Source organism: Acidisoma sp., from assembly GCF_965199065.1.
GTDB lineage: Bacteria > Pseudomonadota > Alphaproteobacteria > Acetobacterales > Acetobacteraceae > Acidisoma.
The window spans coordinates 1,213,755-1,235,720 of the sequence record NZ_CBDAQN010000003.1; the positions used below are offsets into that span (position 1 = coordinate 1,213,755).

Sequence of the window (21,966 nt, forward strand, 5' to 3'; positions counted from 1 at the left end):
GACAAGGATGAAGCGATGAGCGGGTTCGATCTCGACAGCCAGGTCCGCGACTTTGTTCGCCGGACCGAAAACTTCAACGAGGGGCTGGGGCCGGACGCACCACTGCCGGAGGTGCGCGCGGCCTACGACCGCATGTGCGCGGGCTTCGCACTGGCGCACCCGCCGGGCCTTCGCGCGCGGGACGGCGTGCTGCATGCCCGGAACCCCGAGCGCACGCTCCGCGTCCGCAGCTTCGCGACGCCCGACGCGATCCCGGGCCGCGTCGTGCTCTATTTCCACGGCGGCGGCTTCATCGTCGGCGGGCTCGATAGCCATGACAGCATCTGCGCCGATCTCGCGGCAGGCGCCGAGGTCGCGGTCGTCGCGCTCGACTATCGCCTCTCGCCCGAGCATCGCTACCCGGACGCGCTCGACGATGCCGAGGCCGCCTACGACGACCTGCTGGACAGCCATCAGGCGGTGATCCTCGCTGGCGACAGCGCGGGAGCGACGCTGGCGGTCGCTCTCTGTCTGCGTCTCCGGCGGCTCGGCAAGCCGATGCCGTGGGCGCAGGTGCTGATCTATCCGATGCTGCATCCGGATGTGGAACGCGCCGTCGGCGGTCCGAAAGCCGATGCCCCGCTCCTGCCGGCGGCGAGCCTCGCCGGCTATTGGCGAGCCTACACCGGAGATGAGCCGGAACCGACGACGGACCCCGAGCTGGCGCCGCTCGCCCTCGATGATTTCACGGGCCTGCCGCCAGCGGCGGTGTTCGCCGCCGACATCGACCCTCTCGCACAGGATGCCCATGACTATGCGGCGGCGCTGGAGGCTTCGGGCGTCGCTGTCATCCTCCACCCCGGCCACGGCCTCGTTCACGGCTATCTGCGCGGCCGAGCGACGAGCGAGCGGATCGCGGAAGCCTTTTCGGCGCTTGTCTCGGCCGTGCGCGGCTTCGCCCATAGCGGGCACATCTAAGCAGCCGGGCTGCTCAGACCTTTTTGTTGCGAACCTCGGGAGGTCGCACAGCGCCTCGCGATTTTGGCTGCTGTCAATCGTTTCGATCAATTGGCGTTTGCGACTTAGGCGGGGCAGCGGGGTCCGGAAAAGGATTTGACAGGCGGGCTGGAGCCTCGGATTTTCCTGTCCAACCGGCCGCCAGAAACCGGACACCCACGGGCGCGGCAGACGCCCCTGAATGACGGAGGAAACCCCGATGCCCGACGATCATGCTGGCTTTTCCGCTCATCCCTCCTCGCCCCGTCTGGCCGAGAGCGCCGAACGCATCGCCCTGATGCGCGAGGCCGCGGCGACCGATCCGGACGGGTTCTGGAAAGACCAGGCGCTGGCGCGGGTCGCCTGGGTCCGCGAGCCCACCAAGATCAAGAACACCAGCTTCGAGGGCGATGTCTCGATCAAGTGGTTCGAGGACGGCACGCTGAACGCCAGCGTCTCCTGTCTGGACCGCCACCTCGCCACGCGCCCCGACCAGGTCGCCATCATCTGGGAGGGCGACGAGCCCGATACCTCGGAATCCATCACATACCGCGCCCTGCACGCCCGGGTCTGCCGCCTCGCCAACGTGCTGAAGGGCCTCGGGGTCAAGAAGGGCGACCGGGTCACGATCTACCTGCCGATGGTGATCGAGGCGGCGGTCGCCATGCTGGCCTGCGCCCGCATCGGCGCGATCCACTCGGTGGTGTTCGGCGGCTTCTCGCCGCAGAGCCTGTCCGGCCGCATCATCGACTGCAAGTCGAGCGTCGTCATCACTGCGGACGAGGGCCGCCGTGGTGGCCGGCGCGTGCCGCTGAAGGCGAACACGGATGAGGCGCTGACCAAGTGCCCGGACGTGAAGTCGGTCGTGGTGGTGCCGGTGACGGGCGCCAAAGTGCCGATGGTTGAGGGCCGAGACCATGACTATGCCGCGCTGATGGCGGCGGCCTCCGAGGACTGCCCGCCCGAGGAGATGGGCGCCGAGGACCCGCTGTTCATCCTTTACACCTCCGGCAGCACGGGCAGCCCCAAGGGCGTGCTGCACACGACCGGCGGCTACATGGTCTGGGCGAGCCTGACCCACGAGCTGGTCTTCGACTACCGGCCGGGCGAAATCTTCTGGTGCACCGCCGATGTCGGCTGGGTCACCGGGCACACCTACATCGTCTATGGCCCGCTCGCGAACGGCGCGACGACGGTGATGTTCGAGGGCGTGCCGACCTACCCGGACAGCGGACGGCTCTGGGAGGTCGTGGACAAGCACAAGGTCGAAATCTTCTACACGGCGCCGACCGCCATTCGCGCCCTCATGCGGGACGGCGACGAGCCGGTGAGGCGGAGCGCGCGCACGAGCCTGCGGGTGCTCGGCAGCGTCGGCGAGCCGATCAACCCCGAGGCGTGGCACTGGTACCATGCCGTCGTCGGCGACAGCCGCTGCCCGATCGTCGACAGCTGGTGGCAGACCGAGACCGGCGGCATCCTGATCAGCCCGGTGCCGGGCATGAGCCCGCTGAAGCCGGGATCGGCCACGCTGCCGATGCCTGGGGTGAAGCCGCTGCTGGTGGACGCCCAGGGTGCGCCGCTGGAGGGTGCGGCGGATGGCTACCTCTGCATCGCCGACAGCTGGCCGGGGCAGATGCGGACCGTGTTCGGCGACCACGATCGTTTCATCAAGACCTATTTCAGCACCTATCCAGGCCTCTATTTCACCGGCGACGGAGCCCGCCGCGATGCCGACGGCTACTACTGGATCACCGGGCGCGTCGACGACGTGATCAACGTCTCCGGCCATCGCATGGGCACCGCCGAGGTCGAGAGCGCGCTGGACGGGCACCAACATGTCGCGGAATCCGCGGTGGTCGGCTTCCCGCACGACGTGAAGGGCCAGGGCATCTACGCCTACGTGACGCTCAAGCGCGGCATCGAGCCGAGCGACGCGCTTCTCAAGGAGCTGTCGGCGTGGGTGCGTAAGGATATCGGGCCGATCGCGGTGCCGGACGTGATCCAGTGGGCGCCGGGGTTGCCGAAGACGCGCAGCGGCAAGATCATGCGGCGGATTCTGCGGAAGATCGCCGCGAACGAGATCGACAGCCTGGGCGATACCTCGACGCTCGCCGACCCTGCGGTGGTGGAAGACCTCGTCGCCAACCGGAAGGGCTGATTGCCCGCCAGGGACTGTAAGGGCATCGTCGGGGCATGGTCACAGTCTATCTCGCCGGCCCCGATGTCTTCCTCCCCGATGCGCGGGAACACGCACGCCGCAAGGTGGCGATCTGCGCCCGCTATGGCCTGACCGGACAGCCGCCGCTCAACGAGGACATCGCGGCCCTCGCCCAGATGCACGAGAGCGAAGCCGGCCTCGCCATCTTCCAGAAGGACGTGGCGATGATGGAGGCGGCGGACATCATCATCGCCAACCTCACGCCGTTCCGCAGCGCTTCGGCGGATTCTGGGACGCTGGTGGAACTCGGCTGGTTCCTCGGCCGGGGCCGCCCGATCTTCGGCTACTCCAATAGCGCCACGCCGTTTCGGGAGCGCAGCCAGGCGCATGTCGCTGCCATTCCCGATCCGCTGCCGGACCTTACGGTCGAGCATTTCGGGCTGCCCGATAATCTGATGATCCCGGGGGCTGTGCTCGCGGGCGGCGGCCACCCGATGGTGCTGCCCGAGGACGGCATCGACCGTCCCTTCAATTCACTCGAAATCTTCGAGCGCTGTGTGGCAGTCGCGGCGCGCCGCATGGGTCTGCCCGAACCCGACTAGGGGAAGAGACCGATGAGACGGCTCGTGCGGCGGCTGACCTACGCGCTCTGTACTTGCGCCATGCTCGGCATTGCGCCGGCCCTGGCGCAGGGCGATGCGGCAAGCGAGATTTCGCTCCCCGGCCTGCAAAACGACGCCAGTGCCTTCGCGGCCATGCTCGGCAAGGCTTTCCCAGCCGGCGCCACGGACGACCAGAAGCAACAGGCAAGCGACGCCGCCAGCACCGCGATGCAGAGCGGCAACATGGCGGAAGCCCTGCCCGCGCTGGAAAAGCTGGTCGGCGCCGAAGGCGATCAGGCGACCTGGCAGAACTGGCTCGCGCTTGCCCAGGCCGAAATGGGCGTGTCTCCGCCGCGTCCGCAACGGGCTCTCCAGGCCGGCTGGATGGCTTTCACCATGATCGACCAGAGCAGCGGCACCGCCGCCCAGGATCAGGTCTCGGCGCTGACGGTCATGGATCAGGCGCTGCTGGCCCTCAAGCAGCCGGTGCCGGAGCTTGAGGTCCTGCAGGCCATCGCTCGCCGGGAGCCGGGGAACGCCACCGCGCAACAGGCGGCGGTTCGGGCGCAGCAGCAGGTCGGCCTCGCCTTCCGTCGCCTCTCGACCGATGCCGAAGCCTTTCCGGCGCGCGCCTGCATCGGCTTCCTCGGCAACCCCAGCAGCGCGCCGGATTTCCACCCCGGCGATTGGGTCAAGCTGGCGCCGCCACTAAAAGATGCGGCGGTCACCTTGGAATCCCATCAGATTTGCATCAGCGGCCTGCCCGCCGGTGCGACGACGACGGTGACGCTGGCGCACGGCATGCCGGGAGACAGCGGGATTTCGCTCCACCAGGATCTGGTGGTGCCGGTGGCGATGCCGGACCGCCAGCCGCGCCTCGTCTTCGATAACGGACGCTACATCCAGCCGCGCGGAGCCGACGCCACCGTCGCGCTGGAAACCGTAAACCTGTCGGCGGTGAAGCTCACGCTGGTCCGCATCGCCGAGCGCAACCTCGTCGCCGTCATGCAGAACTACCCGCCCGGGCAGCTCCTCGACAGCGATGCCGGGACCAACCTCGCCCAGAACCAGGGCAAGGTGATCTGGACCGGCAGTGCCGCCGTGCCGGGCTTCACCCGCAATGCGCTGGAGCATGTGGTCCTGCCGCTGCCGCCGGTGATGACGCAGGCGGGGCTCTACGCGCTCGTCGTGGCACCGGGCGACGGCACGCCCTTCGCCGACGGCAGCGCGCCCGGCGCCGTGCAGATGATCCTGCGCACCGACCTCGCCCCCACCGTCTGGCACGGGACTGATGGCGACACGATCCAGGTGCGGAGCTACGCGAGCGGCCTGCCCGTCACCGGGGCCACCATCGACCTCATTGCTACGGATAACGAGATCCTCGGCACCGACACCACCAATGCCGACGGCGTGGCGCACTTCGCGCAGCCTCTGCTCGCCGGGCAGAACGGGCTGGCGCCGGTGGCCCTGCATATTCGTGGCAAGGATGGCGACTTCACCCGGCTCGGCCTCACCTCGCCGGATTTCGACCTCTCCGACCGCGGCGTGGCGGGCGCGCCGCAACCCGGACCGGTCGACCCCTTCATCTGGACGGACCGCGGCATCTACCGTCCGGGCGAGACCGTGCACGTCATGGCCTTGATCCGGGACGCCTCCGGGGCGCCCGTCGATCTGCCGCTGCACCTCGTCGTCACGCGCGCCGACGGCCGCGTCTACCAGGACACCGTGCCGCCGCGAGCCGCGGACGATTCCGTTCATGCCGACGTGACCCTCTCCAGCGGCGCGCCGCTCGGCACCTGGACCATCGCGCTGCAGACCGACCCGAACAGCCCGGCGATCACCAGCCAGACCTTCACCGTCGACGCCTTCGTGCCGCCGCGCCTCGCGGTCACCTTCCCCAACGCGCCGCGCATCCTCGAACCCGGAGCGGTGACGAACCTGCCGGTCGCCGCGCGCTTCCTCTACGGCGCTCCAGGCTCCGGCCTCTCCGGCACCGGGAGCGTGACGTTCGCGCTCAACCCCACACCCTTCGCCAACTTCGCCAGCTACCGCTTCGGGCTGGCCGAGGAGAACTTCTCCGCCAAGCAGAGCCAGGTCGATCTCGCCGATACCGATGACCAGGGGCAGACCGTGCTGCCGGTCGATCTCTCGGCGCTGCCCGACACCAGCGGCGCGCTGCAGGTGCAGCTGTCTGCGACCGTGAACGATCCGGCGGGACGCGGCGTGGAGGCGGACACGACCATTCCGGTGCGGCCCGCAGCACCTCTCATCGGCATCGGCGAGGACTTCTCGGACGATACCGTGAACGAGGGCGCGCAGGCTGGCTTCCGCATCGTCGCCGTCAGTCCGGGCGGGCAGCGGGTCGCCATGCCGGTGCAGATCCGGCTGGTGAGGCAAGAGCCGGATTGGCGGCTGGTGGTGAACAACGGGCAGGCGAGCTACGAGACCGTGTGGCACGACGAGCCGGTGGATAGCCGGGACGTGACGCTGCCAGCCGCCGATGCGCCCTTCACCTTTGGCCGCGCCCTGCCGTTCGGGCGCTACCGGCTGCAGGTGCTGCAGGCCAGCGGCGGGCTCGCCGCCAGTTCGGTGATCTTCTATTCGGGCTGGGCGGTCGGCGATAATCCGGATGTGCCCGCGCGCGTCTCCGTCCGCGCCGACCACAAGACCTACCAGCCGGGCGACACCGCCACGATCCATGTCGAGGCGCCCTATGCCGGCCCGGCGACCGTGCTCGTCATGACCGACCGGGTGAAGCGCCTCATCGATCTCACGCCGACGACGCCGGCCTTCGACGTGACGGTGCCGGTCGGCGCTGACTGGGGTCCGGGCGCCTACATCGGCGTGCATGTCTTCCGCCCAGGAGGCGCCGACGGCAAGACAGCGCCGGAGCGTGCCATCGGGCTGACCTGGGTGGCGCTCGATCCCGCTCCGCGGACCCTGCCGCTCAGCATCGACGCCGCACCGCTCGACCGGCCGCGAACCACCGCCACAGTGCAGGTGCATACGGCGCCCGGCGCCTGGGTGACGCTGGCGACCGTCGATGAGGGCATTCTCGGGCTGACGCAGTTCCAGACGCCCGATCCGCTCGGCCACTACTTCGGGCAGCGGGTGCTCGGCGTCGGCATCCATGACGACTGGGCGCGGCTGCTGACCCCGGCGGGCGCCGCCAATACCGTCCTGCGCCAGGGGGCGGGCGCCGGCTCTCAAGGCGCGACCGGTCCTATTCCGCAGACCATCGTCTCGCTCTTCGCGGGTCCCGTTCAGGCCGGGCCGGACGGCATCGCGCGCGTGCCCGTGCCGCTCCCCGATTTCGACGGCGAGTTGCGGCTGATGGCGGTCGGCTGGGATGGAGCAAAGACGGGCTCCGCCGCGAAGGACATCACGGTGCGCGATCCGCTGATCGCCGAGCCGCTGCTGCCGCGCTTCCTGGCGCCGGGCGATCAGGCGCAGGTCGGCATCCTGCTGCAGAACCTCGAACTCCCGGCGGGTGTCGTCTCGCTCCATCTGACGGCTTCCGGCGCGATCGCTCTCGACGGTGGCGCTCCCGGCACAGTGACGCTGGCGCCTCAGGCGCGGCTCGTCGTGCCGGTCCAGCTGGCGGCGAACAGTGCGGGGCTGGGCCGGCTGAGCTTCACGGTCGACGGACCCGGCGGCTTCCAGGCCATGCACACGGCGGTGATTTCGGTGCATCCGGCACGGCCTCCCGTCGCCCAGGTGACGCCGCTGACGATCGCGGCGGGCGGCAGCCAATCGGTCGGGCCGGACACCAGCGCCTTCGTTCCCGGCACCTGGACGGCCAGCGCCAGCTTCGGCCTCGGCGTCCGTTACGATGCGGCGGCGCTGGTGCGAGCCCTGGCGGCCTACCCTCTCGACTGCCTCGAGCAGTTGACCAGTCGCGGCCTGCCGCTCGCGATGCTGCGCCAGGGGGCGGGCGCCGATCGCGCCGGTCAGCTGGAGACGGTGACCGAGGCGGTGCTGGACCGGCAGCGCTACGACGGCGCCTTCGGGTTGTGGTCCGCGACCGATGACGCGCAGCCCTGGCTGACCGCCTATGCCACCGACTTCCTGCTGCGTGCACGCGATGCCGGCGCGGCGATCCCGCCGAGTGCGATCTCGAGTGCTCTGGGCTGGCTCGGCACCGAGGTTGCGACGCCGCCGCAGAGCCCGAGCGATCGCGCGGCGCAGGCCTATGCTCTTTATGTGCTGGCGCTGGCGGGCGAGGCCCCGGCGGGCGCCATCCGGGTGGCGGCTCTCGGGAGCGAGCCGACCCCTCTCGCCCGGGCGCAGATCGCTGGCGCTCTGGCGCGGCTGGGGGAGGCCGACCGCGCGCGCGTGGCCTTCACCGATGTGCTGCGCAACCCCGGGCGGCAGGACTGGTATCCCGACTACGGCTCAGCCTTGCGGGACCAGTTCGCGACAGCCGTGCTGGTGCAGGAGAGCGGGCTTCTGCCGAACCGGTTGCCGGCCATCCGGGCGGCGCTGCCGGGCGCCAACCTCAACCCCGATTCGCTGAACACCCAGGAGCAGGCCTGGGGCGGAGCCGCCGCCGCCGCACTCGGCGCCAGCGCGCAGCCGGTTTCCGTGGTGGCGAATGGCCGGACGCTCGGCCCAGCGCAGATTGTTTCGCTACCCATCACCGGCATGACGACCTTCGCCAATCCCGGGACGAGCCCGCTGCCGGGCAGCCTCACGGTGCAGGGCGTGCCGCTGACGCCTCCCGCGGCCGCCAAAGCCGGCATGCTGGTGAAGCGGCAGTTCTTCGGGCTCGACGGGACCGCGATCAATCCCGACAAGCTGGCGCAGAACACCGTGTTCCTCCTGGTGATCGATGGTCAGGCAACCGACGGGCAGGATCATCAGGCGATGCTCATCGCGGGTCTGCCCGCCGGATGGGAGGTCGCGGGCCGGTTCCCCGGCGGCGCGGTGCCGGGGATGGACTGGCTCGGCACGCTCTCGACGCCCGACTCACAGGCGGCGGCCGATGACCGCTACGCCGCGGCGATGACCCTCGCCGCGGGCCAGCCGTTCCGGCTGGCTGTGATGCTGCGGGCCGTGACCCCGGGAACCTTCGAATATCCCGGGATGCTGCTCGCCGACATGTATCGCCCGGCCATCTTCGCCCGGCAGAACACCGTGCGGATCACGGTACTGCCGCCCGCCGCTCCGTGAGGCTGCTGCACGCCATTGCCCTGCTTGGTGGCGCGGGGGCGGGATTGGCCGCCGCATTATGGCTGGTGGGCCGCCTTGATCCGGCGCCCATGCCGCGTGCCGATGCCTGGGGCACCGAGATCCGGGATCGTTCGGGCGCTCTGCTGGGTCTCGCCCCCGCGCCGGGCGGCGTCTGGCGGTTCCAGACCAACCCGGCCGAGGTGTCGCACCTGCTCACACAGCTGCTGGTGGCGGTCGAGGACCAGCGTTTCGGGCGCGACCCCGGCATCGACCCGCCCGCCATCCTGCGCGCGGCGGCGCAATGGGCGCGGTCAGGTCATGTCGTCTCGGGCGGCTCGACGCTCACGATGCAGGTCGCCAAGCTGCTCGATCCGCGACCACGCAGCCTTCCGGCCAAGGCGCTGGAGGCCGCGCGCGCGGTCGACCTCTGGAGCCGTCTGCCACCGGATCGCATCCTGGGGCTGTGGCTGTCGCTGGCGCCCTTCGGCGGCAACCTCGTCGGCGTCGAGGCCGCCTCATGGGCCTATTTCGGCAAGCCGCCCGGTGAGCTGGACGCGGCCGCGTCAGCGTTGCTCGTCGCCCTCCCGCGCCGCCCGGAGGCGCTGCGCCCCGACCGCCACCCGGCCGCCGCTCGCCGGGTGCGCGACCGCATCCTGCGCCTCGCCGAGCAGCGCGGGCTGCTGACGCCCGCCGAAACCGAGGCGGCGCTGGCCGAGCCGGTGCCAACCGCACGCCTGCCAATGCCGCGCGTCGTGCCGCAGCTTCTCGCCGGCATCCATCATCCGCCGGTCTTCGCCACCACGCTCGACGCCGGAACGCAGTCGGCTTTGACGGCGCTCGCCCGCGGGACGCTTGGCAGGTTGCCGCCGCATGTGGCGCTGGCGGTCATGATCGCCGACCTGCCGAGCCGCCATGTGCGTGCGGTCTGGGCGGGCGACTGGGGTGACGGCGCGCGTGCCGGTTCCGTCGACCTCACCCGCGCCTTGCGGAGCCCCGGTTCCGCGCTGAAACCCTTCCTCTACGGCCTCGCCTTCTCGGATGGTCTGGCGGGTCCCGACACCCTGCTCGCGGACGGGCCGGAGAACTTCGGCGGCTACACGCCGGAGGACTTCACCAACCGCTTTGCCGGCCGCGTCACCGCCACGGAGGCGTTGCAGCGATCGCTCAACCTGCCGGCGGTGGGGTTGCTGGCCCGCTACGGGGCGCTGCGTTTCGCGGCGGCGCTGGCGGCGGCGGGGGAACCGTTGCGCCTGCCACCGGGGGCGGAGCCGTCGCTTCCCATCATCCTCGGCGGTGGCGGGCAGACGCTGCGCGGCCTGATGGCGCTCTATGCGGGATTGGCGACCGACGGCCGCGTCGTGCCGGTCACGCTGCAGCCGGGGCCTTCCAACTCGGGCTTGCCCATGCTGACCCCGGAAGCGGCGCAGACCATCGCCGCGATCCTGACCCGGCCGCTGCCGGGTGGCGGACCCGCCGAGGGCATCGCGTGGAAGACCGGCACCAGTTGGGGCGACCGTGACAACTGGGCGATGGGGTTCGACCGCGCGCATGTCGTCGGCGTCTGGGTGGGGCGGCCGGACGGCACGGCGATGGATGGCGGCTCGGCCTCGGATCACGCCTTGCCGGTGCTCGCCGGGGTCTTCGGGCTGCTGCCCCCGGCGCCAGTGGCCAGCCGCGAGACCACGACCGCGACGCTACAACCACTCTCGCTGCGCGTCGCGCCGGATGCCGATCCCTTGCGGCTGCTGTTTCCGCCTCAGGGCGCGGTGATCGCGGGCATGGGGTCGCTCGACCTCCGCGCGATGGGCGGCGCGCGCCCGCTGAGCTTCCTGGTCGATGGCGCGCCGGTCCCGTCGCTGCCGCCGCTGCGCGACACGGAGTGGACCCCGCCGGGGCCGGGCTTCTATCGGGTGACGGTGCTCGATGCCGGGGGCGCCGCCGTTCATGCAGCCATCCGGGTGGAGAACCAACCCTAGCCGAAGCGGAAACCGGAGAGCGCCTTGCCAAGCACGCGGTCGGCGTAGACGTGGCGGGCCGGATCCGCGCCCGCCGCGCCCGCCGCCACCATCAGCGGAATGAGGTGCTCCTCCTGCGGGTGGCACAGACGAGCGGCGGGCGCACTCTCCCAGGCGATCAGAGCCTGGTCGCGCTCGGCAGGGTCAGGTTCGCAAACCGCCTCCGTGAGCCAGCCGTCGAATGCCTCGGAGGCCGCGGTCGCGCGCGGGTCGTCCGAGAAAAAGCCGCGGAGGTTGTGGTAGCTCATGCCGGTGGCGAGGATGAGCACGCCATCCTCCCGCAACGGGGCCAGGGCGCGCCCGATCGCGATATGCGCCGCCGGGTCGAGATCGCGCCGCACCGAAAGCTCCACGACCGGAATCTTCGCATCGGGGAAGGCCACCATGAAGGGGATGAAGACCCCGTGGTCGAAGCCGCGCTCGGCGTCCTCGGTGGTCGGAAACCCTGCGGCCCGCAGCAGCGCCGCCACCTCTGCGGCCAGCGCCGGAGAGCCGGGCGCGGGATACTTCAGGTGATAGGTGCTCTCCGGGAAGCCGTGATAGTCGTAGAGGAGCGGCGGGTTGGAGCCTGCCGTGACCCGCAGGTCATCCGTCTCCCAATGGCCGGTCACCGCCAGGATGGCGCGAGGCGTCTCCCCCACATCGGCGGGCAGACTGCGAAGGAACGCCGCCATCCGGTCCCAGGTGCCGGGCGGCCCCATCGGCGGGTCCATGAAGAAGCACGGGCCGCCGCCATGCGGCGCGAAATAGGTGGGGAGCGTGCTCATGGCCCCGTCTTCTTCGCGATGATGTCGAAGGACACCGAAACCTGAAGCGCCACATACTGCGCCGTGCTCCAGGCGCCTTGGCCGACGCCGTAATCGGTGCGGATGAGCTGCACCGTGCCGTTCGCCTTCGCCGTGTCGCCCGTGATCGCGAGCGTGAATGGCAGCCTGACCGGCTTGGTGACCCCGCGAATGGTCAGCGTCCCCACCGCCTCATACGCCCCGCCGCCGGTCGCCTTGAAGGTGGTCGCGACAAAGTGCGCCTGCGGATACTTGCCGGTCGCGAACCAGTCGGAGTCCGGCAACGCGCCATCCTTCTGCTGATCGCCGGTCGTCGCACTGCCCATCCCGATCGTCACATCCGCATGGCCCGCAGCCGGCGCGGCCGGGTCGAATACGATGGCGCCGGAGAACTTGCCGAAGCGGCCGCTGAAGGCCGAGCCGTTCTCGCTTCCGGTAAATCCCAGATGGCTTCTGGCCGTGTCGATGGTCCAGGTCGCGGCCTCAGCGGATGCGGACATACCCGCAAGCATGGCCGCGCCAACAATGAAATAACGAAGCGTCATGATAGGCTCCCAGGCGCAGTCATAAAAAAGAAGCGCTCGTTCTTTTTTGAAAAAAAGAACCAAAAAACTTTTGCCGCTTAAAGGCGAAGGCCCGGGATCATGCGCCCCAGGATGCCATCGCGCTTGATGAAATGATGACGCAGCCCGGCACCGATATGAACGGCCAGGAGTGCGATCAAGATCCAGGCGCCGTAGGCATGAACCCACGCCAGCACATGGCTCACCGCGGCCTTGTCGGCGAGCGTCGGCAGGATCGGCAGGTCGGGCCAGGGCACAAGCCCATAGAGAACCGTCGGCAGGTTGAACGGCGATGACGAGACAACCGCCCAGCCGACGAGCGGCATGCCGATCATGAACACATAAAGCAGCCAGTGCAGCCCATGAGCGGCGCCCTTCTCCGCCGCCGGCAGCTCGCGCGGCAACGGCGGCGGACGATGGCTCAGGCGCCACGCCAGGCGCAGCACGGCGAGCAGCAGCACCGTGATGCCGATCGACTTGTGCAGCTGGTAGAGCTTGAACACTTCCATCTGCGGCAGCCGGGCGCTGAGCTGCGTCATGACCAACCCGATCACGATGAGCGCCGCGATGCCCGCCGCGATCAGCCAATGCAGCAGGATGGCGATGGCCGTGTAACGCGCCGGCCTCTCGGCATACCCGTAAGCGGACATCGCCTTACCCCCTGCTGGTCCGGCCGGCCTAGTTCGCCTGCTCGAAGGCGCCGCTCAGCATCAGACCCACCTTGTCGCCGATCAGCGGCTCATAGGTCTTCACGCCCCAGTCGGCGCGGGACAGCGAGCCCGTGGCATCGAAGCCGATCGTGTATTTCTTGTCGAGCGGGTTCACGCCGCCGCCGTTGAAATGCGCGACCAGGGTCACCGGATGCGTGACGCCGTGGAAAGTGAGATCACCCATGATCTCGCCCCTGTTGTGCCCAAGCAACACGATTTTGGTCGATTTGAAGGTGATCGTCGGGTAGGTCGCGGCGTTGAACCACATGGCGCCCTTCAGCTCGCCATCGAGCTTTGCGTTCGTGGTCGAGATGCTGTCGGTCGGGAAGCTGATGGAGAGCGCGCTCGTCGTGAGCGCCTTCGGGTCGAAGGTGAGCGTGCCGCTGGCGCCGGTGAAGTTGCCATACCACGTGGTGAAACCCATGTGAGATACGTCGAACACGATGCGCGTGTGGGTGGGCTCGACGTTGTAGGTGCCGCCCGGCACCTTCGATGCCAGTGTGGTGGAAACCTGGGCGGAAGCCGGCGCCAACGCGGCGGCGAGCAGTCCGGCGGCGACAGTCGCGCCCAAGTATATTGAACGGATCATGAAAAGCATCCTGTTGTGTGAGCGTCGGTAGAGGGGCGTTCAGTTAAACGGCGAGCGCCGCTGTCCGGGCATGGGCATCGGCCTTTGCCTTGGCGGCAGACTCTTCGCCCAGTGCCAGGCCTTCGGCGCGAATGACGGTCACGTCGGTGATGCCGATGAAGCCCAGGATCGCGCGGAGGTAAGTCTCCTGGAAGTCGTACGGCTTGTAGGGACCGTTCGAGTAGACGCCGCCGGCGGCGAGGAACAGCACAGCCTTCTTGCCGGTGACCAGGCCGCTGGGACCTTCCGCCGTGTAATGGAATGTCCGGCCGGCGCGGACAACGTGGTCGATCCACGCCTTCAGCGCCGACGGGATGCTGAAGTTATACATCGGCACGCCGATCACGATGAGCGAGGCCGCCATCATCTCGTCCACCAGCGTGTTCGACAGGGCGAGCGCCGCCTTCTGCGCTTCGGTCAGAGCCTCGGGCTTGCCGAAAAAGCCGCCGAGAAGATCGACGCCGAGGTGCGGAATGGGGGACGAGACCAGGTCGCGCTCCGTGACGGTCGTGTCCGGGTGGGTCGCCTTGTAGTCGTTCACATAGGTTTCCGAAAGATCGCGGCTGACGGAGCTGGCAAGGTTCGAGCTGCTCTGGATCAGAAGGATATGGGTCATGGACCGTCCCTGGTTCGTGGATGCCGTGAAGTAGAACGGTAAAGCGAACGAAGAAACCCGTTAAAAAACGTCGAACACCATCGTGAGATCAGATAGAGTTTCTCGCGATGAACCCGAACGGCCTCACGCTCGACCAGTTCCTGGTCTTCACCTCCGTCGCGGACGAGGGCAGCTTTTCCGGCGCCGCCCGGCGCATGAACCGCGCGCAATCGGCGGTGACCTATGCCATTCAGAGGCTCGAGGACCAGCTTGGCGTCCTCCTGTTCGACCGGTCCGGCTACCGGCCAGTGCTCACCGAGGCCGGCGCCGCTCTGCTGCCGCGCGCCATCCGTATCATCGGCGAGGTCGAGGACTTCGCGGATCAGGCCCACGGCATCACCCAGGGGCTGGAGCCGGAACTCACGCTCGTCGTCGACGCCATGTTCCCGATGCCGCGCATCGTCGATGCGTTGCGCGTGTTCCGGGAGCGGTATCCCACGGTGCCGACGCGGATCTACGGCGCATCCCTGGGGTCGACCGTGAACCTCGTGCTGGACGGCACCTGCACCTTCGGGATCGCGTTGACCTTCGCCATCCAGGGCCTCGACCTGAGATCGCACCCGATCGAAACGGTCAGGATGGTGGCGGTTGCGGCCCCCTGCCATCCGCTGTCGGCGCTCCATCGCCCCATCTCGACCGACGAGTTGCAGCAACATGTGCAACTCGTTCTGACGGATCACTCCGGCCGCACCGACAAGCGGGACAACGGCGTGCTCTCCCGCCGCAACTGGCGGCTGGGCGATCTCGGGGCCAAACATGCCATGCTGCTGGGGGGCCTCGGCTGGGGCGGCATGCCACTGCACATGGTGCAGGCGGATCTCGATGCCGGGCGTCTCCGCCGGATCGAACCCGAGGAATGGGGCCGATCCCCGGACGGCGTCGAATTGTCGATGTGCCTGATCCACCTCCGCGATCATCTTCTGGGGCCGGCTGCGCGCTGGTTGTCGGAATGGCTGATCTCCGGCAGTCAGGCACCGCCGTATTCAGGTTTGGATCAGGAAAGAGAGGCGAGACATGGACATCCGGAACGCGACCGAAGCGGATCTGCCCGCGATCCTCGCCATCACCAATGATGCGATCCTGAATACGACGTCGAGCTGGAACGTCCACCCGACGACGCTGGAGGCGCGGCGTCAGTGGCTGGCCGAGCGGCAGGCGGCAGGGTTGCCGGTGCTGGTCGGCGTGATCGGCGGCGATGTCGCGGGCTTCGGCAGCTACGGCAGTTTCCGCGCGTGGGACGGGTACCGGCTGACCGTCGAGCACTCGATCTACGTGGATGCGGCGTTCAGGAGACGGGGCGTCGGGCGCTTGCTGCTCGCGGGCCTGATCGAGCACGCCACGGAGGCGGGCATGCACGTCATGATGGGTGTGATCTCCGCCGACAACGAGATTTCGATCGCGCTCCACGAACAGTTCGGCTTCACCGTCGCCGGCCGCCTCGCCGAGGTCGGGCGCAAGTTCGACCGTTGGCTCGATCTCGTTCTGATGCAGAAAATGCTGGCGCAACTGGCCGATTGAACGCTCGTTGGGGCTTGCGCCGAGACTAGCGACCGGCACGCAACGAGTTTGAATATCGTTGCGTGCCTCGGCTAAAGCTGGAATGATCGCCCAATATCAACGACAAGAGGTGATACCATGTCATCCGTTTTGAGCTGGTCGGCCGCTGCTGTGCTCTCGCTCGCGGCCTTTGCCGCGCCTGCGCGCGCTCAGGTGATGGCGCAGCTTCCATACCCGCATGCGGCGACCTGCGGAGACTTTCACCATCATCGTTCGAACGACACGTGGTTTCCGAAGGATGAGCTTCAGATCACCTCGTCTTCCGGCACCGTATCGGTATCGCCCGGCCATGCGATCACTCCGGGACACCCCGTCGGAGGCACCGATCTCGGCAAATGGCTCGACACCAATTGCCGCAAGTCCAAGGTCTGGTAGGTCCGCCGCTCAGGCTAGGTGTTTGAGGCGGAGCCGTCGCGCTGCGCCCAGCGCCAGAGGTCGCCGTCCTGAACAACAAGGCCGTCGGCCTTCATCTTGACGAGGTGGGCCAGAACGTTGCGCTCGGCGGCACGGCGCAGGACCGGGTCGAGTTTTGCATACAGCCTGTCCATGAGCGTGAAGGTGTCGGTCGGCGCCTTCGCAACCGCAGCGGCGACCGCCCGCTCGCGCCGGATCCGGTTCGCGAGGAGAGCGCGGACGTGGCCGTGCGGATCCGGCACGGCCGGGCCATGACCGCAGAGATAGAGCCGGTGCGGGCGCATGAGCATGAGGCGCAGGCTCGTCATGTAAGCCCGCATGTCGCCTTTGGGCGGGCTCACGATGCTGCTCGCCCAGCCCATGACGTGATCCGCGGTGAAGACGATGCCGTCACGCCACTCGAAACAAAGATGGTCGGCGGCGTGGCCCGGCGTGAACAGGGCGCTGAACCCGGCGACCTCGTCCCCGTCACCAAGCCGATGATCGGGCGCAAAGGTGCCGGAGGCGCCCGGCGTCCAGCCGTACGTGGGCGCGCCGGTCGCCGCCTGCAGCGCGGCGGCGGCGCCGACGTGATCGGCATGGCTATGGCTCACGAGAATACGCCGGATGCGTCCCTGTCCCGCCGCTACGACTGCCGCGACATGGCGCGCGTCATCGGGGCCAGGATCGATGACGGTGATGCCGCCCTCGTCATCGTCATCGACCAGCCAGGTGTTGGTGCCATGATAGGTCATCTGACTGGGATTGCCGGCGACGACACGGCTGACCTTCGGCACGACCGGCAGCGGGACGCCGCGCGCCGGTTCGGTTTCCTTCAGGAAGGCCATGGGTCCTCACGCGCACACGCTGGGATCACCCTCCACATGTTCCGGGCAGCCGGTCAAGTTTGCGCAAGGTAGCAGCGCCATGGGAAGCAGAGAGCCCGACGGGGCCGATGCGCCGCCTGAACGAGGATGAGATACGTCATGGCCGAGCCGCCTCACGTCCTGGCGCCGCGTGACCCACACCGCGCTCCTCGGGCGAAAGACAGCCGCGGCCTACCCGCGCTCTCGTCCGACCGGCTTTCCGGCCTCAGCGACACGATGTTCGGCGTTGCGATGACGCTGCTCGCGACAACTCTTGTCCCGCAGGCGGAGCAGCTTGCCGGCTCCACCCGCGTATTGTTGAGTGCGCTGGCGGAGCCCATGAGCGCGGTCGTGCTGAGCTTTGCCGTCGCTTCGATCTACTGGCTGTCACAACAACGCCGGCTGTCCATGATCGACGGGCTGTCGCCACGGCAGACGGCGATGCACCTCGGCTTTCTCTTCCTGATCATGTTGCTGCCGATCTCGACCGGGATTTTCGCGAGGCATCAGGTGGCCGCTGCACCCGTGGCCATTTACGGTGCGCATGTGACGCTGCTTGCCGCCGTCAATCTGGCCCTATGGATCGACGTCCACCGGCGGTTCGCGGTATGGCAAGCGATCGTGCCCTCCCTCGTCGCGGTGATCATGCTCGGGACCGGGTTCGTGATCGGCCTGTTCCGGCCTTGGGTCGCGCAATACGTCTGGTATGGTGCGCTGGCGATCCCGCTGGTCACGGGACCGCTGCATCGTGCCTTCCTGCGCATCCGTCGGATCGGCGCCGCGGATTAACGTCAGAAGGGCGCTGCCGAGGTCAGGCAGACTGCTCGCCTCGTTCCGCGCCGCCAACCGCCTCGAACCCCTCGAACTCCGGATGCCCGAGCGTCAGCGGCTTGGAACCGCCGGCTCCCGCATGGGCGGTGCGAAACGCCTCCGAGCGCGTCCACGCCTCGAACTCGGCGGGCGACTGCCAGATGGTGTGGGACGCGTAGAGAACGTGGTCCTCGCGTTCCGGCCCGCGCAGGAGGTTGAAGCTCACGAAGCCCGGCACCTTGTGCAGCTGGCTGTCGCGCCCGATCCAGCGTTCCTCGAACGCGTCGGCCTCGGTCTTGATCACGCGAAAGCGGTTCATCGCCACGAACATCGCCATCTTGGGTCTCCCTGCTTTTTCCAGCGCCGATCCTACAGCACGGCTTGATGCCGATCCACGCCCAGGCCAAACGCTGTGACAAAAGCGGAGCGCGGCAGCATGCAGCTATCACGGACAGACGAGATGCCGGCCTGGCGGACGGGACTAGTGCATCTCGGCCTCGGCGCCTTCGCGCGCGCGCATCTCGCGCTCTACACCGAGGACACGTCCGATGCCGGTTGGGGCATCCTCGGCGTCAGCCTGCAGCGGCCGGACCAGCGGGATCTGCTGGTTCCCCAGGATTGCCTCTACACGGCGGTCGAGCGGGGGCCGGAGGGTGCGACAACCCGCATCGTCACCTGCCTCACCGGCGTTCTGGTGGCGCCCGAGGACCCGGAGGCGGTGCTGGCCGCCATGAGCGCCGAGGGCACGCGCATCGTCACGCTGACCATCACGGAGAAAGGCTACTGCCACGATCCGGCGACAGGGCGTCTCAACCTCGCCCACCCGACCATCGAACACGACCTCGCCCACCCGCAGACGCCGCGCGGCGCCATCGGCTTCCTGGTGGAGGCGCTTCGGCGCCGGCGGGCGGCGGGGTTGCGGCCCTTCACCGTGCTCTGCTGCGACAACCTGCCGGCGAACGGCCGCCTCGTCGCCCGGCTGGTGGAGGCCTTCGCCGCGCAACGCGACCCTGAACTCGCCGCCTGGATTGCCACCGAGGCGCGTTTCCCGTGTTCGATGGTGGACCGCATCGTTCCCGCCACGACGCCCGCCGACGTGGCGGAGGTGGAGGCGCTGACCGGATACGCGGATGCGGCGCCGGTCATCCACGAGCCCTTCCGCCAATGGGTGATCGAGGACCGCTTCGTCGATGACGCCCGCCCGCGCTGGGAGGCTGGCGGCGCGCAGTTCGTCGCCGAGGTCGAGCCGTTCGAACATATGAAGTTGCGGCTGCTCAACGGGGCACATTCGGCGCTCGCCTATCTCGGCTATCTCGGCGGCTATGAGACGATCGCCGAGACGATGGCCGATCCCGGCTATGCGGGCTTCGTCGAGCGCCTGTGGCGGGACGAGATCGTGCCCGTCGTGCCGCCGCCGCCCGGAACGACCCTGCTGGACTATGTCGCGGCGTTGGAGGCGCGGTTCAGGAACCCCGCGATCCGCCATCGCACCTGGCAGATCGCCATGGACGGCTCGCAGAAGCTGCCGCAGCGGCTGCTCGGCACCATACGCGAACGGCTGGCGAGGGACGCGCCCCTGCCCTGCCTGGCGCTCGTGATCGCCGGCTGGGTGAGCTACACGAGCGGCGTCGATGAACAGGGTGAACCGATCGACGTCCGCGACCCCCTGGCCGACAGGTTGCGCGCCGTGCAGGCGGACTGGCCGGAGGACCCGGAGGCTCGGGTTCGCGCGGTGCTGGCGCTCGAGCAGATTTTCGGAGCGGACCTGCCGGCGGACGGGCGGTTCGTCGCGGCCGTGACGGCGGCCTATGGGGACCTCCGGACCCATGGCGCGCGGGCGGCTGTCTCCATGACAGGCCGCACCGCACCGGAGGCGCCGTGACGGCTGTCTCCGCCGTCGTGCTGGCAGCGGGTCTCTCCTCGCGGATGGGTGGCCCACATAAGCTGCTTCTCGATGTCGGGGGCGAGCCGATGCTGCGGCGCGTGGTGCGCTCGGTGCTGGGGGTCGATCCCGCCGAGGTGGTCGTCGTTACCGGCTTCAATGCGGAGGCCGTCGTGGCGGCGCTCGACGGGCTGCCCGTGCGCTGCGTCCATAACCCGGCCTTCGCCGACGGTCAGCCGGGCTCCGTCGTCGCCGGGATGAGGGCGCTGACTGTTTCTTGCGACGCCGTCATGATCGTGCTCGGCGACCAGCCCTTGCTGACGCCCGGCGCGCTCGGGCGGTTGATCGAGGCCTACCGGAATGCACCTGACGGGCGCTCCATCCTGGTGCCGACCAGCGGCGGCGAGCGCGGCAACCCTGTGCTTTTCGCCGCGCGCCACATCGCGGCAATCGGGACGGGCACGATGAAGGTCGGCGACCGGCGCCTCATCGAGGCCTACCCGGAGCAGGTCGCCCTGATCGAGATGGCGGACGACGCCTTCACGCAGGACTGCGACACCCCCGCCGACTACGCGATGATGCAGGCGCGCCTCGGGATCGCATCATGATCGCCTCAGCCCGCATCTGCGACGATGTCGACATGGCGCCGGTGGCGGGCGATGATGCCGTGGTCGCCACCCGGGAAGCCGTAGGCATCTTGGCGACGCGGAGACGGTTGGCTGAATGAGCGCGCACGAGCTGGAAGACATCTACAACCGGACGATCCTGGATCGCGCGCGGCATCCGCGGCACCAGCACAGGCTGGAGCCTTTCGACACCGAGGTGCGGGAGGTCAATCCGCTTTGCGGCGACCGCGTCACCGTGCGCCTGACCTGTGACACAACCGGCACGATCGCCGCGATCGGCTACGAGGCGCGGGCCTGCACGATCTGCATGGCGTCCTCGGATTTCATGGCCGAGTTGGCGCCCGGTATGACGACGGCCGAGGCGCTGACCGTCGCCGACGACTTCGAACGGGCGTTGCGGTCGGGCGAGCCCGCGTCGTGGGATAGCCGAATGGCGCCGCTCTCCCTATTTGCACCTCTGCATGACACGCCGTCGCGTATCGGGTGCGCGACGCTGCCATGGAAGGCATTGGGGCAGGCGCTGAAGCAGGCGCTGCCGGCAGAGGGCAATGGCAATGGATGACATGACGCAGGATGCCGAGGATATTCTCGGCCAGGTGCAGGCGTGGCGCGAGGCCGGGGAGCAGGTGGCGCTGGCGACCGTCGTCGCCACCTGGGGCAGCTCGCCGCGCCCCGTTGGCAGCCAGATGGCGGTGACGCGCTCGGGCCGCATCGTCGGCTCGGTCAGCGGCGGCTGCGTGGAAAGCGCGGTGACCGCCGCCGCGATGGAGACGCTGGCCGACCAGCGGACCCAACTGCTCGACTACGGCATCTCCTCCGAGCGCGCCTGGGAGGTGGGTCTTGCCTGCGGCGGACAGTTGCAGGTCTTCGTGGAAGAGGTCGAGTGACTCCGGACATCAGGACGGCGCTCATTCGCGCTCGGAACGACAAGCACCCCGTGGTGCTGGCGACCCGCCTCACCGGCGGCGTGCAGATGATCCTGCCAAGCGATGCGGCCCCCGCCGCACTCAATGAGGCGGCTGCGCGGGCGCTCGCCGCCGATACCAGCACGGCCGCCGAGATCGAGGGCGAACGCTGGTTCCTCCACGTCCACAACCTGCCCCTGCGGCTGTTTCTCATCGGCGCCGTGCATATCTCGCAGGCCCTGGTGAGGCTCGCCGCACCTCTCGGAATGGGCACGATCGTGATCGATCCGCGTCCCGCTTTGGCGACAGAGGAGCGCTTCCCGGGTATCGAACTCATGGCGGAGTGGCCCGACGAGGCGCTCGACATGGCGCAGCTCGACGCCCGCAGCGCCGTCGTGGCGCTCACTCACGACCCGAAGCTGGACGACCCGGCGCTCGACCGTGCGTTGCGGTCGCCCGCTTTCTATATCGGGGCACTCGGCTCGCGGCGGTCCCACGCGGCGCGGCTGGAGCGCCTTACCGAGCTTGGCCATACGCCTGACAGCATGGCCCGCATCCGTGGGCCGGTGGGGCTGCCCATCGCCGCCGTCACCGCGCCCGAGATCGCGCTCTCCATTCTGGCCGAACTGGTGTCCGTCCGGCGAGGCGGCCGCGCACGCTAACG

Annotated in this window: 22 protein-coding genes; 15 read left to right on the plus strand and 7 right to left on the minus strand. The window is 68.9% G+C overall.

The features are described from left to right. Positions 1–15: 15 nt before the first annotated feature. The 5 genes from ACOEQ1_RS13775 to ACOEQ1_RS13795 all read left to right on the plus strand — a co-directional run bounded on the left by ACOEQ1_RS13775 (position 16) and on the right by ACOEQ1_RS13795 (position 10,883). Positions 16–957: an alpha/beta hydrolase gene (locus ACOEQ1_RS13775; protein ID WP_419759812.1), complete on the plus strand. Its 942-nt coding sequence runs from the start codon at positions 16–18 to the stop codon at positions 955–957. Positions 958–1,195: 238 nt separating this feature from the next. Continuing rightward, positions 1,196–3,133 (plus strand): acetate--CoA ligase, encoded by a 1,938-nt coding sequence (gene acs / locus ACOEQ1_RS13780; protein WP_419759813.1) that lies wholly within the window; start codon positions 1,196–1,198, stop codon positions 3,131–3,133. 35 nt (positions 3,134–3,168) lie between these two features. After that, positions 3,169–3,735 (plus strand): nucleoside 2-deoxyribosyltransferase, encoded by a 567-nt coding sequence (locus tag ACOEQ1_RS13785; protein WP_419759814.1) that lies wholly within the window; start codon positions 3,169–3,171, stop codon positions 3,733–3,735. Between the two features lie 12 nt (positions 3,736–3,747). Continuing rightward, positions 3,748–8,907, plus strand: coding sequence for an alpha-2-macroglobulin family protein (locus ACOEQ1_RS13790; protein WP_419759815.1), 5,160 nt, complete (start codon positions 3,748–3,750; stop codon positions 8,905–8,907). After that, a complete protein-coding gene (locus ACOEQ1_RS13795) occupies positions 8,904–10,883 on the plus strand; it encodes a transglycosylase domain-containing protein (RefSeq protein ID WP_419759816.1) in 1,980 nt (659 codons plus the stop codon). The genes ACOEQ1_RS13790 and ACOEQ1_RS13795 overlap by 4 nt, the downstream gene beginning before the upstream one ends. On the opposite strand, the gene ACOEQ1_RS13800 is transcribed toward ACOEQ1_RS13795, so the two are convergent. The 5 genes from ACOEQ1_RS13800 to ACOEQ1_RS13820 form a co-directional block, all read right to left on the minus strand. Continuing rightward, on the minus strand, positions 10,880–11,689 hold the full coding sequence (locus ACOEQ1_RS13800; RefSeq protein ID WP_419759817.1) for a DODA-type extradiol aromatic ring-opening family dioxygenase: 810 nt from the start codon (positions 11,687–11,689) through the stop codon (positions 10,880–10,882). The two genes, ACOEQ1_RS13795 and ACOEQ1_RS13800, sit on opposite strands and share 4 nt — an antisense overlap. Further along, the gene (locus tag ACOEQ1_RS13805; RefSeq protein WP_419759818.1) at positions 11,686–12,252 is read right to left on the minus strand and encodes a YceI family protein; all 567 of its coding nucleotides are present in this window, start codon (positions 12,250–12,252) and stop codon (positions 11,686–11,688) included. The genes ACOEQ1_RS13800 and ACOEQ1_RS13805 overlap by 4 nt, the downstream gene beginning before the upstream one ends. A gap of 77 nt (positions 12,253–12,329) precedes the next feature. Further along, positions 12,330–12,920, minus strand: a complete 591-nt coding sequence (locus ACOEQ1_RS13810; protein ID WP_419759819.1) for a cytochrome b — start codon at positions 12,918–12,920, stop codon at positions 12,330–12,332. Positions 12,921–12,948: 28 nt separating this feature from the next. Then, complete coding sequence (locus tag ACOEQ1_RS13815) at positions 12,949–13,569, minus strand: YceI family protein (protein ID WP_419759820.1); 621 nt, start codon at positions 13,567–13,569, stop codon at positions 12,949–12,951. A gap of 43 nt (positions 13,570–13,612) precedes the next feature. Beyond that, the gene (locus ACOEQ1_RS13820; protein ID WP_419759821.1) at positions 13,613–14,224 is read right to left on the minus strand and encodes an FMN-dependent NADH-azoreductase; all 612 of its coding nucleotides are present in this window, start codon (positions 14,222–14,224) and stop codon (positions 13,613–13,615) included. 107 nt (positions 14,225–14,331) lie between these two features. Between ACOEQ1_RS13820 and ACOEQ1_RS13825 the strand changes: the two genes are divergently transcribed. The 3 genes from ACOEQ1_RS13825 (at position 14,332) to ACOEQ1_RS13835 (ending at position 16,195) form a co-directional block, all read left to right on the plus strand. Beyond that, positions 14,332–15,336 (plus strand): LysR family transcriptional regulator, encoded by a 1,005-nt coding sequence (locus tag ACOEQ1_RS13825; RefSeq protein WP_419759822.1) that lies wholly within the window; start codon positions 14,332–14,334, stop codon positions 15,334–15,336. Beyond that, positions 15,278–15,781 carry an N-acetyltransferase family protein gene (locus tag ACOEQ1_RS13830; RefSeq protein ID WP_419759823.1) on the plus strand — a complete coding sequence of 168 codons (504 nt, stop codon included), beginning with the start codon at positions 15,278–15,280 and terminating at the stop codon, positions 15,779–15,781. The genes ACOEQ1_RS13825 and ACOEQ1_RS13830 overlap by 59 nt, the downstream gene beginning before the upstream one ends. 117 nt (positions 15,782–15,898) lie before the next feature. Next, a complete protein-coding gene (locus ACOEQ1_RS13835) occupies positions 15,899–16,195 on the plus strand; it encodes a hypothetical protein (protein WP_419759824.1) in 297 nt (98 codons plus the stop codon). Positions 16,196–16,209: 14 nt separating this feature from the next. Here the strand turns inward: ACOEQ1_RS13835 and ACOEQ1_RS13840 are convergent, their stop codons facing one another. Continuing rightward, entirely contained in the window at positions 16,210–17,061 is an 852-nt protein-coding gene (locus ACOEQ1_RS13840; RefSeq protein ID WP_419759825.1) for an MBL fold metallo-hydrolase, read from the minus strand. A gap of 138 nt (positions 17,062–17,199) precedes the next feature. Here ACOEQ1_RS13840 and ACOEQ1_RS13845 point away from each other — a divergent pair, with 138 nt between their 5' ends. Then, complete coding sequence (locus ACOEQ1_RS13845; protein WP_419759826.1) at positions 17,200–17,868, plus strand: TMEM175 family protein; 669 nt, start codon at positions 17,200–17,202, stop codon at positions 17,866–17,868. Positions 17,869–17,890: 22 nt separating this feature from the next. Here ACOEQ1_RS13845 and ACOEQ1_RS13850 read toward each other — a convergent pair whose 3' ends face one another. Then, entirely contained in the window at positions 17,891–18,220 is a 330-nt protein-coding gene (locus tag ACOEQ1_RS13850; protein ID WP_419760697.1) for an antibiotic biosynthesis monooxygenase family protein, read from the minus strand. A 105-nt stretch (positions 18,221–18,325) separates the two neighbouring features. On the opposite strand from ACOEQ1_RS13850, the gene ACOEQ1_RS13855 reads away from it, so the two are divergent. Genes ACOEQ1_RS13855 through ACOEQ1_RS13880 form a run of 6 tightly spaced genes read left to right on the plus strand, consistent with a single transcriptional unit; the run spans position 18,326 to position 21,964 of the window. Next, a complete protein-coding gene (locus ACOEQ1_RS13855; RefSeq protein ID WP_419759827.1) occupies positions 18,326–19,771 on the plus strand; it encodes a mannitol dehydrogenase family protein in 1,446 nt (481 codons plus the stop codon). Then, positions 19,768–20,379, plus strand: coding sequence for a nucleotidyltransferase family protein (locus tag ACOEQ1_RS13860; protein ID WP_419759828.1), 612 nt, complete (start codon positions 19,768–19,770; stop codon positions 20,377–20,379). The genes ACOEQ1_RS13855 and ACOEQ1_RS13860 overlap by 4 nt, the downstream gene beginning before the upstream one ends. Beyond that, positions 20,376–20,498: a hypothetical protein gene (locus tag ACOEQ1_RS13865; protein WP_419759829.1), complete on the plus strand. Its 123-nt coding sequence runs from the start codon at positions 20,376–20,378 to the stop codon at positions 20,496–20,498. The genes ACOEQ1_RS13860 and ACOEQ1_RS13865 overlap by 4 nt, the downstream gene beginning before the upstream one ends. Beyond that, entirely contained in the window at positions 20,495–20,959 is a 465-nt protein-coding gene (gene sufU / locus ACOEQ1_RS13870) for a Fe-S cluster assembly sulfur transfer protein SufU (RefSeq protein WP_419759830.1), read from the plus strand. Before ACOEQ1_RS13865 ends, sufU begins: the two co-directional genes overlap by 4 nt. After that, positions 20,952–21,284, plus strand: a complete 333-nt coding sequence (locus ACOEQ1_RS13875; RefSeq protein WP_419759831.1) for an XdhC family protein — start codon at positions 20,952–20,954, stop codon at positions 21,282–21,284. The genes sufU and ACOEQ1_RS13875 overlap by 8 nt, the downstream gene beginning before the upstream one ends. Next, entirely contained in the window at positions 21,281–21,964 is a 684-nt protein-coding gene (locus ACOEQ1_RS13880) for an XdhC family protein (protein ID WP_419759832.1), read from the plus strand. Before ACOEQ1_RS13875 ends, ACOEQ1_RS13880 begins: the two co-directional genes overlap by 4 nt. The last annotated feature ends 2 nt before the right edge of the window (positions 21,965–21,966 follow it).

Coding starts and splice junctions, on each gene's coding strand:
- ACOEQ1_RS13775 (WP_419759812.1), top strand. CDS start 16: ATGAGCGGGTTCGATCTCGACAGCCAGGTCCGCGACTTTGTTCGCCGG.
- acs (WP_419759813.1), top strand. CDS start 1,196: ATGCCCGACGATCATGCTGGCTTTTCCGCTCATCCCTCCTCGCCCCGT.
- ACOEQ1_RS13785 (WP_419759814.1), top strand. CDS start 3,169: ATGGTCACAGTCTATCTCGCCGGCCCCGATGTCTTCCTCCCCGATGCG.
- ACOEQ1_RS13790 (WP_419759815.1), top strand. CDS start 3,748: ATGAGACGGCTCGTGCGGCGGCTGACCTACGCGCTCTGTACTTGCGCC.
- ACOEQ1_RS13800 (WP_419759817.1), bottom strand. CDS start 11,689: ATGAGCACGCTCCCCACCTATTTCGCGCCGCATGGCGGCGGCCCGTGC.
- ACOEQ1_RS13805 (WP_419759818.1), bottom strand. CDS start 12,252: ATGACGCTTCGTTATTTCATTGTTGGCGCGGCCATGCTTGCGGGTATG.
- ACOEQ1_RS13810 (WP_419759819.1), bottom strand. CDS start 12,920: ATGTCCGCTTACGGGTATGCCGAGAGGCCGGCGCGTTACACGGCCATC.
- ACOEQ1_RS13815 (WP_419759820.1), bottom strand. CDS start 13,569: ATGATCCGTTCAATATACTTGGGCGCGACTGTCGCCGCCGGACTGCTC.
- ACOEQ1_RS13820 (WP_419759821.1), bottom strand. CDS start 14,224: ATGACCCATATCCTTCTGATCCAGAGCAGCTCGAACCTTGCCAGCTCC.
- ACOEQ1_RS13825 (WP_419759822.1), top strand. CDS start 14,332: ATGAACCCGAACGGCCTCACGCTCGACCAGTTCCTGGTCTTCACCTCC.
- ACOEQ1_RS13830 (WP_419759823.1), top strand. CDS start 15,278: ATGGACATCCGGAACGCGACCGAAGCGGATCTGCCCGCGATCCTCGCC.
- ACOEQ1_RS13835 (WP_419759824.1), top strand. CDS start 15,899: ATGTCATCCGTTTTGAGCTGGTCGGCCGCTGCTGTGCTCTCGCTCGCG.
- ACOEQ1_RS13840 (WP_419759825.1), bottom strand. CDS start 17,061: ATGGCCTTCCTGAAGGAAACCGAACCGGCGCGCGGCGTCCCGCTGCCG.
- ACOEQ1_RS13845 (WP_419759826.1), top strand. CDS start 17,200: ATGGCCGAGCCGCCTCACGTCCTGGCGCCGCGTGACCCACACCGCGCT.
- ACOEQ1_RS13850 (WP_419760697.1), bottom strand. CDS start 18,220: ATGTTCGTGGCGATGAACCGCTTTCGCGTGATCAAGACCGAGGCCGAC.
- ACOEQ1_RS13855 (WP_419759827.1), top strand. CDS start 18,326: ATGCAGCTATCACGGACAGACGAGATGCCGGCCTGGCGGACGGGACTA.
- ACOEQ1_RS13865 (WP_419759829.1), top strand. CDS start 20,376: ATGATCGCCTCAGCCCGCATCTGCGACGATGTCGACATGGCGCCGGTG.
- sufU (WP_419759830.1), top strand. CDS start 20,495: ATGAGCGCGCACGAGCTGGAAGACATCTACAACCGGACGATCCTGGAT.
- ACOEQ1_RS13875 (WP_419759831.1), top strand. CDS start 20,952: ATGGATGACATGACGCAGGATGCCGAGGATATTCTCGGCCAGGTGCAG.